This is a genomic window from Rhodococcus sp. 05-339-2, assembly GCF_002258965.1.
Taxonomy (GTDB): Bacteria; Actinomycetota; Actinomycetes; order Mycobacteriales; family Mycobacteriaceae; genus Rhodococcoides.
Window position 1 is genome coordinate 254,605 of sequence record NZ_NOYW01000021.1, and the last position, 17,524, is coordinate 272,128.

The window sequence follows — 17,524 nt, forward strand, 5'->3', positions numbered from 1 at the left end:
CGCGGGCTGTGGCGAGCGAATGCAAGGACTGTCACGCACCGGTGCATTGGTGCAAGTCGATGTCCCGGGAGGACCGATGGATACCGGTGGACATCTCACCGGACCCGGAACTCGGCACCGTCCGAAAGCACTTCTCCGGACCGGTGAATGGCCGCGTGGTGTACGGCGAAGTCCTCAAAGGCTCCGACCTCGACGCTGCCCGAGCAGACGGGGAGCGCCTGTGGATACGGCACTCCGAAATCTGCACCGCACGCAAGCCGTACAACCCCCGCCCAGCTCACGTCCAACTCGATCTGCCGAACAGAACATGACCGCCCGCCCGCTACATGCCAGGAGCGACACACGATGACCACCACCACGACGCCCGCCACCGAGGTCCGCGAGACCACACTCGAACACCTCCGACCGACTGCGATCGTCCCGCACCCGAAAAACCCACGGACCGACCTCGGTGACGTCACCGAGCTGGCCGAGTCCATCAAGGGCCAGGGTGTCCTCGAACCGTTGATAGTGACGCCCGCGAAGGCGAAGGGAAAGTACACGCTCATCGCCGGGCACCGCCGTCACGCGGCCGCGAAGCGAGCGGTACTGAAGACGGTGCCGTGCATCGTCCGGTTCGACCTAGCCGGTGACGATCGCGCGCAGCTCGAAGTGATGCTCACCGAGAACCTGCACCGCTCCGACCTCAACGTCGTGGAGGAGGGCAACGCCTACCAGTCTCTGCTCAAGTTCGACGACATCGACCTCAAAGGTCTCGCCACCCGGACCGGACACAAGCAGAAGACCATCAAGGATCGGATCAAACTGGCGAATGCGCCGCAGACGTTGCGCGACAAACTCGTCGCCCGTCAGGTGACGATCGAGGACGCCCTGGCGCTCACCGAATTCGCCGACGATCAACAGTTGTACGACCGCCTCGCACTGTTCCTCGGTACCCCGAACTTCGCATTCAACGTCGAGGAGGCGCGCAAGCAGAGGGCCTGGCTGAGACGCGAGGCGAAGATCGTCAAGGAGCTCACCGACAAAGGGATTCGCGTGGCCACCGACGACGCACTCGACGAGGAGGCCGACGCGGCAACGGACGCTGCGGAAACCGATCCCACGGTTGTCACCTTCGATTGGATCGAAGCTCAATCCGAGGACGAGATCCCCGACGGTGCGGAGCGCGTCGCTCTCACCGACCGGCACGTCGATTCCGGATACGTCTGGAAGTACAAGCAGTTCTTCTCTGGCGATGGTGGTGATGGCACCGACCCTGCGGGTAAGCCGATCAAGCCCGTCGTAGAGACGCCAGCTCAGGTGCAAGCGCGGCAGGAGCGCGAGCAGAAGGCGAAGCTCGACGAGGACCTCCGGACTGCGGCGACGGTTCGTCGTCGCTTCCTCGCCAAGGCGGCTTCCGAAAGCGACGGCGACCTCGCCGTTCGATGCCTGCGCCTGTACGTGATGGACCACTGCACCCGATCTGGGTACACCAAGTCCGCAGCGATGGAACTGCTCGGCGTACCGCCGATGACGAAGGACGACGACGAGAACGACCACGCCGAGATCGAACGCCACGTCAACAAGATGACCCTGCCGCAACTCGCGGTGTCCGCGTACCTGCTCGCCAACGTCCTACAGGAAGCCCACCTCGCCACCAGCTTTCAGTGGCAGCGCGAGCCGTACCCGGCATTGGAGGCCTGGCACCACGACCTCACGACGGTGTTCGGGTACGAGTACTCCGACATCGAGCAGTCTCTGCTCGATGCCCGCGACGCGGCTGCGGCCGATGCGAAGGAGTAGCAGGTGGATTCCGCCGCTCTCGCTGCCGCGCAGGAGTGGTTCCTCTCCCTCGCGCCGGAGCGGCAGGTCGGTATCCACCGCTACATCGCGGGCAAGGAAGCGGCCCCGCACACCGAAGTCGAAGGCCAACTCGCAATACCTATCCCCGGACAACGACACCACCGAGCAGGAAGGACGTAGACCATGAGCGACGTCATCATCACCGTCGGGACTGCCGATCTCCGCGCGGCGCTGTCATCGGTGGTTGTCCACGCCGGCAACGACGAGCACCTCCCGACGTACACGCGAGTCCGACTGCTCGTCGACCCGGTCAATCTGTGGGTCATGGCGACCGACCGGTTCTCGATGGGGCAGGCGATCGTGTCGATCTGGGAGCAGGTCGAACCGGGCCGCGCAACGATCGATGTTCTGCCGGAGGACGTGAAGAAGATCCTCTCGATCTTCAAGGCAGGCAAGGAAAAGGCGGACTCGGACGCCCCCGAGTTTCAGGTCCGCATCGAGGCCGATGACGAGTTCGTCACCCTGATCGACTGCGCAGGGTTCGTCGACGGCCGCTCGTACAAGATCCCACGGCTGCCGACCGATGAGCAGTTCCTCGACATCCCGAAAATGATCTCACGATCGCACCACGCGCCGCCGGTGTTGCTCGAGAACATGGCCGTGAACGGGACGGACCTCGCACGCTTCGCTGTCGCCGCCAACGCGTACGTCAAGCCGCTGCTGATCGAGTCGCACACCGGATCCCGCGCGCTACTGATCCGGGCGGGGGAGTCGTTCCTCGGAATGCTGTTGCCGCTGAACATCAGCGAGGAGACCGAGGCCCGGAACAAGGAATGGGCTGTCGCGTGGTCCTCGCGGCTACCGAACCCCGACCACATCAACAACCACGACGAGGCGGCGAGCTGATGTCCAACACCTTCAACGTGTTTCGGCACTCGATTCCGATCGATGCCCCCGAGTTTTACCTTCCACTGACACCGAACTCAGTGCTTCTGTCGGTAGCTGAGTCCCGTGACCGCCCCCCTCGTGTCGCTCGACGTCTGGGTGCGTGTGCCGAAGGCCGATCGCTATGCCGCACAGACGAACCGGTACGCGGTGTTCCGTATCGCGGGCACCGGACACGACGTCGAAGCCGAGGACGCGACTGAATTCCTCGGCACCGTCGTCACCGGCATCGGGCTGGTGTGGCACGTCTTCTACCGCTTCGAGACCTCGACCGACGGGATGGCAATCCGATGAACGACACCGACACTCCGACAACGCCGCCGGACTTCTACGGCTTCTACGCCGCTATGGAAACCCCGGAGGTGACCAGCGACATGAGAGTGATCATCACCTGCCGAGGCATCGGCGAACCGTACGGTACCAACAGCCTGTCCGGTGTCACGAAGAACCTCGACCCCAAGAAATACTTGATCATCGAACTGGTCTGGTCGGCAGCGTTCGGGCCCGTACCGCGCTGGGACGGAGACAGCTTCACAGTCAACGTCCTTCACGCCGAACAAGCTCTGCTGGGACTGATCGCGAAGTACCCGGGCGCGATCCTCCTCGGGTACTCCGGCGGCGCACAGGTGGCCGGCAACGTCGCAGCCCAGATCGGCGAAGGCCTGCACCCGGGGCTGATCATCCGCGCGGTCGTCCTGATCTCCGACCCGTCTCGCCACAAGAGCCAGATCGTCGGAGTCAACCGCGGCGGCCAAGGCATCCTCGGTGGCCGGTACATCAAGTCCGACCGGTTCCAGGTGCTGCAGTTCTCCGCCCCCGGCGACCCGATCTCCGAGCTCCCCGAAGGCAACGCCCTCGCCGACCTCGCGCAGCTGATCACAAGTCTGTCCCTCGTCGACGTCCCCGCATGGATGGAAGACCTCCGCCGCAAAGCACTCAAGGGCGCACTGCAGATCTGGAAGCGCAACGGAGTCGACTGGTGGAACGCCTACAAATGGTCCCTCGGCTACACCGCACACGGCCGCCACACCTGCTACCTCCACGAGAAGATGCAGGGCGAGTCCGTCACCTACGCCGAGCGCGCCGCCAGCATGATCGCAGGTGTCCGATGAAGAAGTTCAGCACACTTACCGTCTGGCGGCACGGCAACAACGAACGCGCCCGACATCCGAAAGCCGGCGAATTCGTGAACTGGCGCGGATGGATCGACATCCGGAGCAGCGAAAGCGACAAAGCCCGATCACTGGCATCGGGACAAATCCAGATCGTGCTCGCACGTAAAGGATTCAACCTCTTCAGTGCGCGCCTACATGTCGGCACCCTCGCCTCGGAGACCCCGTTCGACGGCAACCTCCAGATCGGTGGCGCAGCGGTCTACTGGGGCATCGGCAACGGCCGCAAACTCGCACAGTGGCTCACCCACTTCACCGGCGACGAGCACGAATACGACGGCCGCGACATCGGCGTCGCAATCACCGACGGTGGTGCCCTCTCTTGGGATCTGTGGGTGCACCGCGACCGCACAGAACCCGACGAGTTCGCGCGGTGGCGTGACCAGTACATCAACATCAACCTGCTCGATCGGATCTGGGGACCGAAGCGATACGACTACGCAAACCTCGCGACCGCCGCGTTCATGATCGACATGCCCGAAGGCTCGTATCCCGTCGTCGCAACCGTCCAACGCCAGACGTACTCCCGAACCAAATCACGACGCATCATCGAGCAGAAGCTGGTGCTCGATGTCCATGCGCAGAAGGGTGTTCCGTACCGATACGACTCCTCCGGAGGATGGAAAGGGGATCGAGTCTACGGATTCAGTCTCCCGTTCAAAATGCCCCGCGAGCAGGACTGGCAGATCGACGCCAAGGCCGCCATCACCGGTTGGGTGTACCAACGCCGAGCCGACACAGGATTCCGCACAGCACAGGAGCAGTCGTCATGACCAAGCCCCAGAAGACCCCCGCCGGCGCACCGGACATCGACCCGGAGGAGTTGATTGCCAAGGCGGTCAACGCCCTTGTCGATCGCCAGCGCATCTTCGACAACGGCATCGCCAATAAGTTGACGGGCGAACAGGTCGCCGATGAGGTGCTGATGGAGCTGCGGAGTAACGGCTGCTCGATCTCGACGCCTCAACGATTCACACCTACACCCGCCGACTTCGCATTCACGGCGTACGGAGTAAGTCTCTCCGAGCTCGGCGAAGACAGCGACAGCATGATCGCCCTCGGCCACGTCGAGCCACGCCGAATGTTGGCCGCTCTCAACAGGTACTGGCGTAAGTTCTGCGGACTGGACTACGCCGACATCAAGTGGGCGTTCGAGGACTCTGTCGGATCGACACAGGTCAAGCACAGGTGGGTTCAGTTCACCAGGAATCCTCACGCCGACGGTGGGGACTTCGAGTTCGAGTGGATGGCGTGGCCGGCACCGGCCCCGAACCCTGGCGACCCCTACCGCTTCGACGTGGCTACTCCCGTGACGAGGTGGGAAGCATGACGTGGCCCGTAACGCACGTGTACCGCAGCACCGCAGCAGATCTGGTCGAAGCACTCACCTTGGCAGAGGCGCGGCGCGAGAACTTCAAGGCCGAGTGTGACGACTGGGCAGATACCTACCCGATGGATTCCGTCGACCGCGAGTATCAGATCCGGTACGACGGCGTCACCTTGGACCGCTGGTTCGCGGGCTTCGAGTTCGTGGAGGGTGATGACACCAGGTACCGCCGCAAGGCAGCCGACGCACCGCACCCGGGCTGGAAGTTCAACCGGCGAATCGGGTGCTGGGTGGCAGACCCTCGCACCGAAGCAGGTAAGGCGCTCGGGCGATCGATGCCGTACGTGAAGGGATCGGCGTCGATCGCCGATCGGCTTACTGGCCTACCCACCATGATCACCGTCGGTGAGACCGGTAACGGCGGCTTCTCCTGCACGTCGGCTCGCATCACAGTCGCGGACGGCGTTGTGACAGCTGCTTGCCCAGGCGATCCGTTCGACCAGCGAGGCCCGAAGCCGAGAGAGAAGTTTGCCAGCTACTGGACACCCGTGAAGTTGTCCGACTACTACGCCGAGCAGGGGCTCTGACAATGAAGGCGATCACCGTTCAGCAGCCTTGGGCATGGGCAATCATGCACGGCGGCAAGACCATCGAGAACCGCACGCAGAACTGGAAGTACCGCGGCCCACTGGCGATCCATGCCGGCAACCGCTGGTCCGAACGCGGAGAGCGATCGCCGCTCGTTAAGGCTCAGTACCGCAGGATGATGACTGATCTCGCCCCGACACAGCCCCTCGTTGGATGGGAGTTCGGCGGCAAGATGGTTCGCTGGCCGTTCCGTACGGGCGCGATCATCGGCATCGTGGACGTCGTCGATGTGCACCCCGAGGCAGGGTGCTGCAAGCCGTGGGGCGAGGCCTCGTACCCCGACCCCACAGGCAAAGAACGCCGCCAGATCGTGCACCTGGTCCTCGACAACATCACCCCGTTACCCGAACCGATCGAATGCGGTGGCGCACTCGGTTTGTGGACGCCGAAGCGAGAGATCGTCGATCACCTCGCCGAACGCTGCCTGCAGTGCGGCAACCCACGTAGCTGGGGCATCGGCAACTGCACCAACGACAGCAACCGTCCGCACTACTACGCGGCCGACGAGCGCGCCTACAACGCCGCTGCAGAGAGCGCGGGCCTCACATGACGGTTCACTACCAGGATGCCGCGGTCACTCTGCACCACGGTAAGGCTCTGGACGTCCTGCGCACACTGCCCGATTGTTCCGTCGATTCTGTGGTGACGGATCCGCCGTACGGAATCGCGTTCATGGGTAAACAGTGGGATCAACCTGGCGAGTTTGGGTCGGAGCGAGGGAACGGGACGCCTGGTGTGCACAGGCGCGGCGCTGACCGTCCAGACGAGAAGATCGGCGATACCGGTGCGATGGATGCCGGGACGTACGATCTGTCGCCCAGCGCGATGAAGAACTTTCAGCTCTGGTGCGAGGCGTGGGCCACCGAGTGCTTGCGTGTCCTGAAGCCTGGCGGCTACCTCGTCTCGTTCGGTGGTTCACGGACATGGCATCGACTCGCGACCGGTGTGGAGGACTCGGGTTTCGAGATTCGGGATTCGATCGCGTGGCTCTATGGATCCGGATTTCCCAAGTCGCGTGACGTATCGAAGGCAATTGACAAAGCAGCGGGAGTCGATCGACCCGTCATCGGGACAACGAAGGCGGGCACATCGAGCCTCAGTCGTGTGAGTCGAGTAGAGCAGGGATACCGGGACAGTCTGACCGACGTGACGCCTGAAGACCTGGCGATCACTGCACCTGTCACCGACGCAGCTCGGGAGTGGAATGGCTGGGGTACTGCACTCAAGCCGTCGTTTGAGCCGATCGTCGTCGGGCGGAAGCCTTTTACGGGTTCGGTTGCGGTAAACGTCCTCACCTACGGAACGGGCGCGATCAACGTGGACGCGTGCCGGATCGAGGGACGTGAGCGAGTCGACTACGGGCTGTCTGCGTCGACGCGGACCCAAGGTGCCACCTACGGCGCTCCTTCTGCTGCGGCTGACTTCGATGCCAGTAAGGGGCGGTGGCCGACGAACGTTCTTCTGGACGACTCCCAAGCTGCTGTCCTTGACGAGGAGGCTGGTCCGCGCCGTGTTGGATGTACTCCCGCCAACAGGCGTGGAATCGGGTTCACCGAGAGCGGCCACAACAGCGGGACACAGGGCGTCAAGATCGTGCACGGCGGGGGCGGCGCGTCGAGATTCTTCCCGACATTCCACTACGAGGCGAAAGCCCCAACCAGTGAACGACCGATCGTGGACGGTGTCCAGCATCCAACCGTGAAGCCGCTCGCTCTGATGCGGTGGCTCGTTCGTCTCGTGACTCCACCCAACGGTGTTGTCCTTGAACCGTTTGCGGGCTCCGGAACCACGGCCGAGGCCTGCGTGCACGAGCACATGCGGTGCATTGCGATCGAGCGAGAGGCTGAGTATTTACCGCTGTTCGTGGCGCGGTTGTCGAAGCCCATCGAGGTTGGATTCGACTTCGGCGGTGCGGCATGTGGCTGATCTTCATCGCGGCCGCTGGCGTCGCGCTGGGTGGGATTGCGTGGGCCGTTCTCCGCGAACCGGACTCGACACGCGCGCGCGGCTACCCCTGGAATTCTCCCGAAGCTCGGATACTGAGAGGTGAACTGTGACAAACGCACTGGTGTTCTTGGACACGGAAACGACTGGCCTGCATCACGATCGCCGTCCGTGGGAGATCGCGGCGATTCGCCGGGAGCCGAACGGCTACACGACGGAGCTTCGTGTGTTCGTCGCCGATGTGGATCTCTCGTCGGCCGAGCTGATGGGCCTGAACGTTGGGCATTTCTACGACAACCACCCGTCGTTCCGAACGAATTCTCCGATGCGCATTCCTGCGGGTGATGAGGAGTTTCAGACGTCACCGCGGGTGTGGTTGGCGTCCGAGGCGAAGGCTGCGGTGTTGGTCGAGCGGATCACTCGCGGCGCGACAATCGTCGGGAACAATCCGACGTTCGATGTCGAGGTGCTGGCCGCGATGCTGCGCCGTCACAAGCTCTGTCCGGCATGGCATTACCACCCAATCGATGTCGTGTCGCAGGCCCTAGGATTCCTGAGCGTCCTCAACCTCAAGGTGTTGGGGGACTTGCTCGCGCCTGAGCTCGTCGAGGACCTGACTCCACCGTTGAAGTCGGACAAACTCTCGAAGCTCTGTGGCATCACACCACCCGAAGGGGACGAGCGCCACACAGCGATCGGTGACGCCCGGTGGGTGCAGCGTTGGTACGACCGGCTGAGCAATCCATTCGAAGATGCCGACACGACCGAATCGGAGCAACCGCAGTGAGCCGCGCCGAGATCGGTTCGGTCGCGGTGGCGTTGGGTATCGCGACGTCGGCGGTGTTCTTCGTCGCGTTCCGTGTGACGTCGGCGGCCGTGGCGTTCGGCGAGGTGTATCTCGAGCGTCGGGGTCGGACATGATTCGGCCGTTTCTCGAGCGCGGGATGAAGGGCTGGAAGATCACCTGTGATTCGTGCGGGAAGGTCGCGCACTTCTACGTCGACACCGCGCGCGAGGCGTTCGACCTTGCCCGCCGGCACTCGTGGATCAAGAGCAGTAGCCGCGATCTCTGCCCGGACCACCCGTCCTGACCGAAGGAGAAGCCAGTGCGTGTATTCGCCAGGGCACCGCCCCTTAACCATTAATCGTCCCGCCACCGTTGTTACCCGTTCTTCGACAAAGGATGTCCGTTGCCGTTCTTCCAGCTGGTCGACGAGTTGGCCACCAACCGCAAGATCAAGGCGCTGTTGGATCCCACACTCGACGGCGACACCTCTGGATGTGCAGCGTTCACCGTGTGGGCACTGGCGGGAACGACGTGTCAGGCGGCAGGTGAAGATGGGGTAGTCAAACGTGCTGACGTCGCGAGGATTCTTCTCGACACTCGGATGAGCCTCGACGCCGCCACCATGTTGGTCGAGGTCGGTTTGTGGCACGCACCGGGGCACGAGTGCCCTCGGTGCCCGCCTGTCGCGGACGGGACATTCCTGTTCCACGACTGGTTCGACCTGAAGTACGACACGGGCGCAGCGGTCCGGCTCAAGCGGCGCAAGGCCGCGGAGCTGAAGACCGAAAAGATCGTTGCGGCTGTGTGGGCGCGGGATTGCGTCGATCCGAAGGTCCCGGCGAAGCAGATGTCGGCGCACTGCCGTTACTGCGGCGTCGTGGTCAAGCGCATGGACAACAGGTCGGGTGTCAAAGCACACCTCGAGCACGTCGACCCTGCAGTGGCGAACGGTGCACGCAACATCGTGATCGCGTGCTCGCCCTGCAACCAGAGCAAGGGCAACCGAACACCGCAGGCCGCGGGCATGACGTTACGTCCGGCACCGCGCTCGGGTCCTGAGCAGCACAGTTCGACCGTGGTCTCGCCGCCACGTTCCGATGACGGGTTGGTTTCGTCTCCGCGTTCCGACGCCGGGTTGTCTTCGACGGGTAGCTCCCGCGAAGGCGTACTCGCCGGCCGCGATGCAGACGATGCGGTACTCGCCGGAACGGACGACGCAGGGACGCGGAATGCCGCCCAGGACCGTCGCACGCGGCCGCAGGTGGCCGACCCGTCAGCAGTTGTCACGCCAGGCTCACCGGGGCAACCCGTCGCTGGGACAGTGCACGACAACGCCGACGAGTCGGCCACCACCCGGCCAGCGGGCGACGAGCCGACCAAACCGGAACAACCGGCGATCAAACCGGCACGGACAGCGGCGGATACGGAACAAACCCCGATCAAACCGGATCAACCCGGAAATCAACTTTCGGGAGCTGTGCTCGGGCGCGTGCGGGCGCAGGTGCGCCAGGCAGGGTCAGGGCAGGGTGATGGTTTGGGTAGGGGTCTGGGGGAGGGTCACTCGTCTGGGTCACCCGACCACCATCCATCCGGAGACACCGCTCGTAAACGTGGACGCCGCAGATCTCGTGGTCGTTCCCGTAGCTCTACGAAACAGGCCAGTCCAGATCCATCTCCTGACCGACCTGTGAATCCATTCCCACCGAGACCAGTCAGCACCGCCCAGCTTCTGAACCTGGTCGATCAATCGATGGACGCGGGCGCTGCACCCGATGTCGAAGTCCCCGCCAGATTCGGCTCGCCGTGGTTCGGCTGGCGCGGCCCGGCGTCGACGGTGACGGAAACCATCTGCGAGACCCACGGTCAGCACGAACCGTGTTCCACCTGCAAGACGAGCGAGGAGTGACGACCATGCCAGAGAACATCGATCCCGCCGAGAAGGCCGCTCAGCTGATCCTGCAAGCCAAAAACCATGAGGGCCACCTGCCGTCTGACTACCAACAGCGTCTCGAGATGTTGACCGCGGCACAGGTGTGGGCGACTCTCGCTCTCCGCCTGCCCGAAAAGCCGGAAGTGAAGGCGGCCGCGTGGACGTCGTCTACTCCGGCCGTACGTGTCGGTGAACTCGTCTGCCGCAACGCCCACTCGAACGACCGCATCAGCCTGCGGTTCGCTGCACAGAATCGGATGGCGATCCTGCTGATGAAGCACGGCGGCCTCGCGGTATCGGAAACGTTCATCACCGAGCCGAGAGCCGCTCGTATCGCTGGTGAAGTCCTGCAGGGGAAGTTCGGCGACATCGACGAGGACACCCTCGACGAGCTGTCGTTCCACCTCGGCGTACTCACCGAGGCGCAACGCCTCTCGGCCCTCGAAAACCTGTGATGCCGACAATGATCGAAGCCACCACGTACGTGTGCTCGCTCCCGCACAAACGCATCCCCGACAAGGGCGAGCCGTTCACCGCGGCCGACGGCAAGACCGGCGTCGGGGACGGGATGACTGCGGTGTGGGAACGAGTAGCCGACGGCGGCCGCGCGGTCACCGCATCCCACGACGGCTCGACTCTCTGCCGCGGGCACCTCACCCGGCTGCAGGATCTCATCGCGTCGACTCCCCGGACGGTGGAGTGGATGCGCGAGCAGATCGAGCCCTCGAACACAGCTCCGGATCGCAGTGGCGGATACACGAAACCGTCGAAGAAGGAACCACCCCTGCCGATCTCGGCGGCCGCCGTCGACGCCGCCGACGAGGAACTGATCTTCCTCTGCGAGTGGGCCGACCAGGTCTCGGCGGCTCGCGGCGAGATGGGACCGGACTTGACCGGCGCACGAACCACGTGGCGATCGACGTACCGGCCGCTCGCGCCGCTGCAGCAGGAGCGCCGCGTCGTCGGATTCCGGGCCATCGAACCGATCCTGGTGAACCGCACCGTCAACTCGGTCACGAAGTACCTGCTCGATCGCCTCGACTGGATCGCCGAGCAGGAATGGGCGGGGGAGATGATGGCCGAGCTCGGCGCGAACCGTCGCTCACACACCAACCGGTGGCCACTCGGCGATACATCACGGCGTGCCAAGGGATTCCGGTGCATGGACTGCAACCGCGAATCCATCGTCGTCCACCCACCAGCCCACGCACCGATGTACGAAGAGATCCCGGTTCTGCGGGAGCCACCCGAGCACTACCCACCCGGCGGCATCGGACCGCGGATGGAACCGGCCCCGTTCCCTCGGCTCGACGAGTACGGGCACCCGCTCCTCGACGACGCCGGCCAACCGGTCCTGCACATCATCCGCCGGGAGCTGTATGCGCACCCGATGCTCGTCGCCTGCTCGGACCTCCGCTGCGGCGGCCGGGTCGACGAAGTGTATTGGAACTGGGCCAGTCTCGTCGCCGAGTCCGGCGCAGACATCCGAGACAAAGACATCCGAAGCCGAGCGATGGGCACCACGTCCGGAGCGAGCATCTACGAAGGGAACGGCTGGTCATGACCGCGCAGGAGACACTCGCAGCCGCGCTCGCGGCGAAGCTCACCGAGGAACTGGGTTGGGACTGGAAGGGCGAGCAGTTCGAGGACGTGTGCATGCGCGGTGGATCAATGGACGTGCCTTCAGGCAAGCAGGTGATCGACGAGTTGGCCGAGAGCCTGGCGTCTGAGGTTGCTGCCCTCCCGACCATCGCCATCGTGCCTGTGCGGAATCGCAAATCTGACGACGTCGCCGTCCAATACTTCGACGGCGTCAACTACAAAATCAACGACCAAGGCGTATTGCTCAAACGTTTTGTGGTCGATGGGGTGTCGGGATACGCGATTGCGTCACCGTCGCGCGTCGAGGCGCACGCGATCGAGCTTCTCGCCGCTGCTCGCACTGCGGGAGCCCGAGCATGAACGTACCAAGTATCGAACCGGGACTGTTCGACCCACCGTGCAGCACCGCATCAGTGTCCCACGACGGAAAGTATCGATACACACTTCGCCGCGTCTGGGGTGACGGTCTCTGGCTCACATTCGTGATGCTCAATCCGTCGACTGCCGATGCGTCGCAGGATGACCCGACCATCCGTCGGTGCTGCGGGTTCGCCCGCACACTCGGGTACGACGGCATTCACGTCGTGAATCTGTACGCCTACCGGGCGACCAAACCGCAGGATCTATGGACCGTCGATGACCCCATCGGCCCCGAAAACAACACCGCATTGCGTGTCGCCCTGGGCCGTCCAGGCCTGGTGCTCGCGGCGTGGGGTGCGAATGCCCGCCCCGATCGTGTTCGAGAGGTCGCTGCGATGCCGGGTGCGAATCGACTGTCCTGCTTAGGGATTACGAAGGATGGCGCGCCACGGCATCCGTTGTATCTAAGCGCCGATAGCAAGCCAGTCCCGTGGGAGCGACCGCTGATCACTACCGCCCGAGAACCTCGTGCCGCTAAGGGGGAGGAGGCATGAGCGCGCCGCTGCCAGAGGCTGTCATCGCAGGGCAGGTCGCCGATTCGATTGGACGCGCACTGTTCTCGGTCGTACGCGCCGAGGAGATGGACCGCAAGATGCCGGCCGTTACGCGTCCGGATCTCATTCGATGGATGCACCGCAACGGCTGGGTCCTTCGGGCCGTGGGTTCGCTCGGTGGCATGTGGCAGCACATCGACACTCACACCGATGTCGGCGTGCCCTTCGTTCTCGACGCAGAGTATGAGCCACACATCCTGGCACGCCTGATCCGCTTCACTCACCTCGGTGAGGATCTCGACGCCCTCCGACGCGTCATCACGGCTACACAGTTCGATGCAGCGAAACCAAGAGCCGATGCGCAGGCCGGGCACAGCTGCGGGGGAATGGGTGCAGATCGCCGGGTCCAAGTCGGAGACACCGACTACGAGGTTGGAATCTACGGTGGTCGACTCACGATCTTCGGTTGCGACTGCTTCGAATCTGTTCCCACCGTCGAAAACGCTGAAGCCATCAGGGATCTGATCGAGGAGTGGATTCACTACACACCGAAGCGCGGTGACCGATGAACGAGTGCGATCCTCTGGATGTGGACTCGGACCAGTACGTGACGCTGGCCGAAGCTGTGCGCCGGACGTCTCGATCCCGCCCGACTATCTTGCGGTGGGTGAAGGCCGGCACAGTGCGCACGATCGAGCATCGAGGCGTTCGCGGATTCCATCTCGCCGACCTCGTCGACACGGAGGCAGCGGCACATTACAACGCGGCTCGGACACGAAAACAGTAGAAGCGCTGTGACCAGCGTATGGACACGTGGTGGTGTACTCTTCGCGTAAGCGATCGGTGACTCCACGTCCCGGTCGCTTTGTCGTTCCCTGACTGAGGAGATCCAATGTGCCGCAGTGAGGAGCAGCGTGAAGCTGACGATGCGCTGACTGCCGCTATCGATCGTGTCTGGCTCGCCTACTACCCGGATACTGCGCCGGGCATTCTGATGGAGTATGTCGTCAACGCCAGGCGTCGAACCTTCGACAAGGATGACGGCAGCCCACTCACCTCGAACGCGACGATGCCTCGCGATGGTGACGTGCCACTCGACACCATGCTCGGTCTTCAGATGTTCGGAGTGCTGCGGACACAGGCTCAGATACAGCAGGACTGATGGCACGGGCATCCAAGCGTGTGTGCTCGGTACCGGGATGTCCGTCGATACAAGCTGGACCACTGTGCACGGTGCATGCGAGGGAGCGGGAACGCTACCAACGAGCAACGGTGCCGACCAAGGTAACTCGGGACTGGGCCGAGCAACGACGCCGCGCGCACGCCGTCGCGGACTGGGTTGCGCGGCATGGCTATTGGTGCCCCGGTGTTCGACGGCCAGGGCACGCATCGCGGGACCTCACTGCGGCCCACGATCCACCGATCGCACTCGGTGGCGACCCGCGTGGGCCGCTGAAAGTGCACTGCCGGAGCTGCAACAGCAGGCAGGCTGCACGCTTCTGACCAGCGGAAACGCAAATGGTTCGCGTCGGTAACCAATGCTCTGACCTGCGGCGATGCACCCCAGGGGGGTGCCCCTACGGGGCCCTCCTCGAGGTTCGCCGTGGGGGAGGTCGCAAAATGGTGCGGAGGGTTCAAGATGTTCCGGAAGAAATTTCGCTTCGCGCCGCGGTGGGAATTCACGGCCATTCGTTGCAACGGAGAGCGCGACGCGTGGGTGCACATAGGCCTGCAGCGATTCCCTGATTACGGCTACTGAATATTCGATTTCAGTATTTGGCCATTGTTCTTGATCGTTGTCGATCGAAATCCACCGACCTGAGCACGACGAAAGGAACTGCGACATGCCAGCGCAGAATCTGAATCGGAGCCGAATGCATCTACTACCGCAAAGGTTCCGGACTCGTTGCGTCGATGTCGATGCAATGCAATTCGATGGATCATCGGCGCGGGGCCGAGACATCGTCAGCTGGGTCTTTCTGAGAGGCGGTATCGCGTCGTGGACTGAGGCGCGGCCGGCCTTTGTTTCAGACGACGGTCTCCAGGGATGTCCCGCCCAACCGGCCATCCTCGTCGTTGGCGGCGTAGTCGTCGAACCCGGGTCATGGGTGCTCGATGACAAGTGGACCGTCATGGACGACGCACAGTTCCACGAAAGGTTCCAGTCATGGCCCTGAGCGACCGTGCGCACAACTTGATTGCGGCGGCCGTCCGAAAGTTCGCACGTCGGATGGGTTGGTTCTGATCTATCCGTTCGGCGCAACGCCGGCGGATTTCTAGTTCGGCGCAATGCCGACGGCAGGAGTTGACCATGGGCAGTCACGGAGGTGCACGAAACAGGTCCGGCCCGCATGCGGCGATGTTCTCGGCGCGATCGGATGCGCGCGATGTCCGAGCGCTGAAGCTGCCGATCGGTGGTTACGACGGCGACTTCCCTCCGCTGTCGGAGTTCCTCCCCGATGCGAAGGAACGTGAAGGCATCGTGTGGGCGCAGGCGTGGCGAACCCCGCAGGCGGCGCAATGGATTCGCGAGTCGTGGCGGCACCGCACGATCGCGATGTGGGTACGGTGGTCGGTCAAGATGGAAGACCCCGAGGCCTCGGCCGCGACATGTGCGGCAGCGCAGCGCCTGGCCGACAACATCGGCATGACGCCGGCCGGACTGAAGGAAAACGGTTGGTTGATCGTGGCCGATGATTCGGCCGAGCATCCTGATCAGCAGGCGAAGCAGACGACGGTGAAGAAGTCGGTTGGCCGGACGATGGGCAACGGCAGGAGGATGCGCGCCGTCGCCACGCCGATAGTGCGCGACGATGACGACGACTGAGGGTTTCGTTGTCGACTTCCCGACCCTCGCGCACGTCACCGATCCGTGGAAGCAAGCGCACTGCTCGATCCCGGACGGGTTCGATCAGGGTAAGCCGTTCATCAGTTCGGACTGGCAGTTCTGGTGCGATGCAAACCATTACGCGGTCAAGCCGCGTGCGAAGTGGCAGCCGCTGAAGCCGCTGATGAACGAGGCGTTCGTCTACCGTCGTTCGTTGGTTGTCGGTCCGCAGAAGTCGGGAAAGGGTCCCTGGTCGGCGACGGGTGTTGCGCTCGAAGCTGTCGGGCCGTCGCTGTTCGCGGGCTGGGCCGAGTCCGGTGACGGGTACGCGTGTTCGGACTGGGGCTGCGGCTGCGGGTTCGAGCACGAATACGAGCCTGGCGAGCCGATGGGTATGCCTCACCCGTCGCCGCTGATCCAGTTGACGGCAACGTCCGAGGACCAGGTCGACAACGTCTACCGGCCGCTCAAGACGATGATCAAGAACGGCCCGCTCGCGGACCTGATGTTGATCCGCGAGGGGTTCATTCGCCTACCCGGCGACGAGAACCGTATCGACGTCGTCACCGCATCCGCGAACAGCCGACTCGGCAACCCGGTGTCGTATGTTCTGCACGACGAGAACGGCCTGTATCTCAAGTCCAACAAGCTGATTGCCGTTGCGCAGACTCAGCGTCGTGGTCTTGCCGGTATGCGTGGCAGGTCGATGGCGACGACGAACGCGTGGGATCCGTCGGAGAATTCCGACGCGCAGCTCACGTGGGAATCGCGCGCGAAAGACGTGTTCAAGTTTTACCGGATTCCTCCGAAAAACCTGTCCTGGGGCGACAAACGGGAACGCCGGAAGCTACTGAAGTTCGTGTATGCGGATTCTCCGTGGGTGTCGATCGACTCGATCGAGGCCGACGCGGCCGAGCTCAACGAGCGCAACCCTGCAGAGGCCGAACGCTTTTACGGGAACCGGCTGGTGAGCGGCCAGGGCGCATGGCTGAAGGCGGGATTGTGGGAGCGGGCATATGCCGGTAGCGAGTAAGACCAATCTCTGGTTGCCCAATCCTGCTCGCGGGACGATGATCTGCGCGGGTTTCGACGGGTCGCTGAACAACGACTGGACGGCGATCCGTTGCGAGACGAGGTCGGGGCGCAGTTTCACCCCGAGATTCGGGCCTGACAAACGCCCGACGATTTGGAACCCCGCAGAGTTCAACGACGAGATCCCGCGCGACCAGGTCTATGCGGCCGTCGACGAGATCTTCTCTCGCTGGCATGTCGCGCGGTTCTACTGCGATCCGGAGGACTGGGAATCCGAGATCGGGGACTGGTCGGTCAGACACGGCGACGAGCATGTCTTCGAGTGGCGCACCAACCGCACCGCGCAGATGTATTCCTCGATTCGCCGGTTCGAGAACGACCTGCGGAGTCGGCGCATCGAACAGGACGGGTGCCCGATCACGGCCACTCACATGGACAACGCCCGCAAAGCGCCCAAGCCCGGGCAGATGTACCTACTGCAGAAACCGAACGAGCACCAGAAGATCGACGCCACCATGGCCTCGATCCTGGCGCACGAAGCGTGCGCCGATGTGCACGTCGCGGGATGGCCCGAGCCGGTCGATTCGCGAGTGTTCTGCCTGGCCTGATCAGAG

Annotated in this window: 24 protein-coding genes; all 24 read left to right on the forward strand. The window is 63.5% G+C overall.

The annotated features are described in order from the left end of the window. Positions 1 to 59 precede the first annotated feature (59 nt). The 24 genes from CH273_RS27855 (at position 60) to CH273_RS25700 (ending at position 17,518) form a co-directional block, all read left to right on the forward strand. A complete protein-coding gene (locus CH273_RS27855; RefSeq protein WP_143545184.1) occupies positions 60 to 311 on the forward strand; it encodes a hypothetical protein in 252 nt (83 codons plus the stop codon). A 34-nt stretch (positions 312 to 345) separates the two neighbouring features. Then, positions 346 to 1,782 carry a ParB/RepB/Spo0J family partition protein gene (locus CH273_RS25590; RefSeq protein WP_052049344.1) on the forward strand — a complete coding sequence of 479 codons (1,437 nt, stop codon included), beginning with the start codon at positions 346 to 348 and terminating at the stop codon, positions 1,780 to 1,782. 3 nt (positions 1,783 to 1,785) lie between these two features. Continuing rightward, positions 1,786 to 1,962, forward strand: coding sequence for a hypothetical protein (locus CH273_RS27860; protein ID WP_155290790.1), 177 nt, complete (start codon positions 1,786 to 1,788; stop codon positions 1,960 to 1,962). A 3-nt stretch (positions 1,963 to 1,965) separates the two neighbouring features. After that, complete coding sequence (locus CH273_RS25595) at positions 1,966 to 2,688, forward strand: hypothetical protein (RefSeq protein WP_032394526.1); 723 nt, start codon at positions 1,966 to 1,968, stop codon at positions 2,686 to 2,688. 105 nt (positions 2,689 to 2,793) lie between these two features. Next, entirely contained in the window at positions 2,794 to 3,021 is a 228-nt protein-coding gene (locus tag CH273_RS25600; RefSeq protein WP_032394525.1) for a DUF7352 domain-containing protein, read from the forward strand. Further along, a complete protein-coding gene (locus tag CH273_RS25605; RefSeq protein WP_052049343.1) occupies positions 3,018 to 3,839 on the forward strand; it encodes a hypothetical protein in 822 nt (273 codons plus the stop codon). Before CH273_RS25600 ends, CH273_RS25605 begins: the two co-directional genes overlap by 4 nt. Then, entirely contained in the window at positions 3,836 to 4,672 is an 837-nt protein-coding gene (locus CH273_RS25610) for a hypothetical protein (RefSeq protein WP_032394524.1), read from the forward strand. Before CH273_RS25605 ends, CH273_RS25610 begins: the two co-directional genes overlap by 4 nt. Continuing rightward, the gene (locus tag CH273_RS25615; RefSeq protein WP_032394523.1) at positions 4,669 to 5,229 is read left to right on the forward strand and encodes a hypothetical protein; all 561 of its coding nucleotides are present in this window, start codon (positions 4,669 to 4,671) and stop codon (positions 5,227 to 5,229) included. Before CH273_RS25610 ends, CH273_RS25615 begins: the two co-directional genes overlap by 4 nt. Further along, positions 5,226 to 5,813: a hypothetical protein gene (locus CH273_RS25620; protein WP_032394522.1), complete on the forward strand. Its 588-nt coding sequence runs from the start codon at positions 5,226 to 5,228 to the stop codon at positions 5,811 to 5,813. The genes CH273_RS25615 and CH273_RS25620 overlap by 4 nt, the downstream gene beginning before the upstream one ends. A 2-nt stretch (positions 5,814 to 5,815) precedes the next feature. Further along, a complete protein-coding gene (locus tag CH273_RS25625) occupies positions 5,816 to 6,424 on the forward strand; it encodes an ASCH domain-containing protein (protein ID WP_032394521.1) in 609 nt (202 codons plus the stop codon). After that, the gene (locus tag CH273_RS25630) at positions 6,421 to 7,800 is read left to right on the forward strand and encodes a DNA-methyltransferase (RefSeq protein WP_032394520.1); all 1,380 of its coding nucleotides are present in this window, start codon (positions 6,421 to 6,423) and stop codon (positions 7,798 to 7,800) included. The genes CH273_RS25625 and CH273_RS25630 overlap by 4 nt, the downstream gene beginning before the upstream one ends. Positions 7,801 to 7,927: 127 nt before the next feature. Next, entirely contained in the window at positions 7,928 to 8,605 is a 678-nt protein-coding gene (locus CH273_RS25635) for a 3'-5' exonuclease (protein ID WP_052049342.1), read from the forward strand. Continuing rightward, positions 8,602 to 8,739, forward strand: coding sequence for a hypothetical protein (locus tag CH273_RS27865; protein WP_155290789.1), 138 nt, complete (start codon positions 8,602 to 8,604; stop codon positions 8,737 to 8,739). The genes CH273_RS25635 and CH273_RS27865 overlap by 4 nt, the downstream gene beginning before the upstream one ends. Then, complete coding sequence (locus CH273_RS27870; protein ID WP_155290788.1) at positions 8,736 to 8,909, forward strand: hypothetical protein; 174 nt, start codon at positions 8,736 to 8,738, stop codon at positions 8,907 to 8,909. The genes CH273_RS27865 and CH273_RS27870 overlap by 4 nt, the downstream gene beginning before the upstream one ends. Before the next feature lie 99 nt (positions 8,910 to 9,008). After that, complete coding sequence (locus CH273_RS27985) at positions 9,009 to 10,511, forward strand: HNH endonuclease family protein (RefSeq protein WP_052049341.1); 1,503 nt, start codon at positions 9,009 to 9,011, stop codon at positions 10,509 to 10,511. Positions 10,512 to 10,516: 5 nt separating this feature from the next. Then, on the forward strand, positions 10,517 to 10,990 hold the full coding sequence (locus CH273_RS25645; RefSeq protein WP_143546270.1) for a hypothetical protein: 474 nt from the start codon (positions 10,517 to 10,519) through the stop codon (positions 10,988 to 10,990). Between the two features lie 8 nt (positions 10,991 to 10,998). Further along, a complete protein-coding gene (locus CH273_RS25650; RefSeq protein ID WP_094638088.1) occupies positions 10,999 to 12,099 on the forward strand; it encodes a hypothetical protein in 1,101 nt (366 codons plus the stop codon). After that, a complete protein-coding gene (locus CH273_RS25655) occupies positions 12,096 to 12,497 on the forward strand; it encodes a hypothetical protein (RefSeq protein ID WP_032394516.1) in 402 nt (133 codons plus the stop codon). The genes CH273_RS25650 and CH273_RS25655 overlap by 4 nt, the downstream gene beginning before the upstream one ends. Beyond that, positions 12,494 to 13,051, forward strand: a complete 558-nt coding sequence (locus CH273_RS28535; RefSeq protein ID WP_052049340.1) for a DUF1643 domain-containing protein — start codon at positions 12,494 to 12,496, stop codon at positions 13,049 to 13,051. The genes CH273_RS25655 and CH273_RS28535 overlap by 4 nt, the downstream gene beginning before the upstream one ends. Beyond that, entirely contained in the window at positions 13,048 to 13,620 is a 573-nt protein-coding gene (locus CH273_RS25665; protein WP_032394515.1) for a hypothetical protein, read from the forward strand. Before CH273_RS28535 ends, CH273_RS25665 begins: the two co-directional genes overlap by 4 nt. A 323-nt stretch (positions 13,621 to 13,943) precedes the next feature. Then, on the forward strand, positions 13,944 to 14,213 hold the full coding sequence (locus CH273_RS25675) for a hypothetical protein (protein ID WP_032394513.1): 270 nt from the start codon (positions 13,944 to 13,946) through the stop codon (positions 14,211 to 14,213). A 1,149-nt stretch (positions 14,214 to 15,362) separates the two neighbouring features. Then, the gene (locus tag CH273_RS25690) at positions 15,363 to 15,878 is read left to right on the forward strand and encodes a hypothetical protein (RefSeq protein WP_032394511.1); all 516 of its coding nucleotides are present in this window, start codon (positions 15,363 to 15,365) and stop codon (positions 15,876 to 15,878) included. Beyond that, positions 15,865 to 16,911, forward strand: coding sequence for a hypothetical protein (locus CH273_RS25695; protein WP_032394510.1), 1,047 nt, complete (start codon positions 15,865 to 15,867; stop codon positions 16,909 to 16,911). The genes CH273_RS25690 and CH273_RS25695 overlap by 14 nt, the downstream gene beginning before the upstream one ends. After that, positions 16,895 to 17,518, forward strand: coding sequence for a terminase (locus tag CH273_RS25700; protein WP_032394509.1), 624 nt, complete (start codon positions 16,895 to 16,897; stop codon positions 17,516 to 17,518). Before CH273_RS25695 ends, CH273_RS25700 begins: the two co-directional genes overlap by 17 nt. Positions 17,519 to 17,524: the final 6 nt, after the last annotated feature.

Excerpts from the sequence above, each read along its gene's own strand:
- CH273_RS27855 (WP_143545184.1), top strand. The coding sequence starts at position 60 with ATGTCCCGGGAGGACCGATGGATACCGGTGGACATCTCACCGGACCCG.
- CH273_RS25590 (WP_052049344.1), top strand. The coding sequence starts at position 346 with ATGACCACCACCACGACGCCCGCCACCGAGGTCCGCGAGACCACACTC.
- CH273_RS25595 (WP_032394526.1), top strand. The coding sequence starts at position 1,966 with ATGAGCGACGTCATCATCACCGTCGGGACTGCCGATCTCCGCGCGGCG.
- CH273_RS25605 (WP_052049343.1), top strand. The coding sequence starts at position 3,018 with ATGAACGACACCGACACTCCGACAACGCCGCCGGACTTCTACGGCTTC.
- CH273_RS25610 (WP_032394524.1), top strand. The coding sequence starts at position 3,836 with ATGAAGAAGTTCAGCACACTTACCGTCTGGCGGCACGGCAACAACGAA.
- CH273_RS25615 (WP_032394523.1), top strand. The coding sequence starts at position 4,669 with ATGACCAAGCCCCAGAAGACCCCCGCCGGCGCACCGGACATCGACCCG.
- CH273_RS25620 (WP_032394522.1), top strand. The coding sequence starts at position 5,226 with ATGACGTGGCCCGTAACGCACGTGTACCGCAGCACCGCAGCAGATCTG.
- CH273_RS25625 (WP_032394521.1), top strand. The coding sequence starts at position 5,816 with ATGAAGGCGATCACCGTTCAGCAGCCTTGGGCATGGGCAATCATGCAC.
- CH273_RS25630 (WP_032394520.1), top strand. The coding sequence starts at position 6,421 with ATGACGGTTCACTACCAGGATGCCGCGGTCACTCTGCACCACGGTAAG.
- CH273_RS27870 (WP_155290788.1), top strand. The coding sequence starts at position 8,736 with ATGATTCGGCCGTTTCTCGAGCGCGGGATGAAGGGCTGGAAGATCACC.
- CH273_RS25645 (WP_143546270.1), top strand. The coding sequence starts at position 10,517 with ATGCCAGAGAACATCGATCCCGCCGAGAAGGCCGCTCAGCTGATCCTG.
- CH273_RS25650 (WP_094638088.1), top strand. The coding sequence starts at position 10,999 with ATGATCGAAGCCACCACGTACGTGTGCTCGCTCCCGCACAAACGCATC.
- CH273_RS25655 (WP_032394516.1), top strand. The coding sequence starts at position 12,096 with ATGACCGCGCAGGAGACACTCGCAGCCGCGCTCGCGGCGAAGCTCACC.
- CH273_RS28535 (WP_052049340.1), top strand. The coding sequence starts at position 12,494 with ATGAACGTACCAAGTATCGAACCGGGACTGTTCGACCCACCGTGCAGC.
- CH273_RS25665 (WP_032394515.1), top strand. The coding sequence starts at position 13,048 with ATGAGCGCGCCGCTGCCAGAGGCTGTCATCGCAGGGCAGGTCGCCGAT.
- CH273_RS25675 (WP_032394513.1), top strand. The coding sequence starts at position 13,944 with ATGTGCCGCAGTGAGGAGCAGCGTGAAGCTGACGATGCGCTGACTGCC.
- CH273_RS25690 (WP_032394511.1), top strand. The coding sequence starts at position 15,363 with ATGGGCAGTCACGGAGGTGCACGAAACAGGTCCGGCCCGCATGCGGCG.
- CH273_RS25695 (WP_032394510.1), top strand. The coding sequence starts at position 15,865 with ATGACGACGACTGAGGGTTTCGTTGTCGACTTCCCGACCCTCGCGCAC.
- CH273_RS25700 (WP_032394509.1), top strand. The coding sequence starts at position 16,895 with ATGCCGGTAGCGAGTAAGACCAATCTCTGGTTGCCCAATCCTGCTCGC.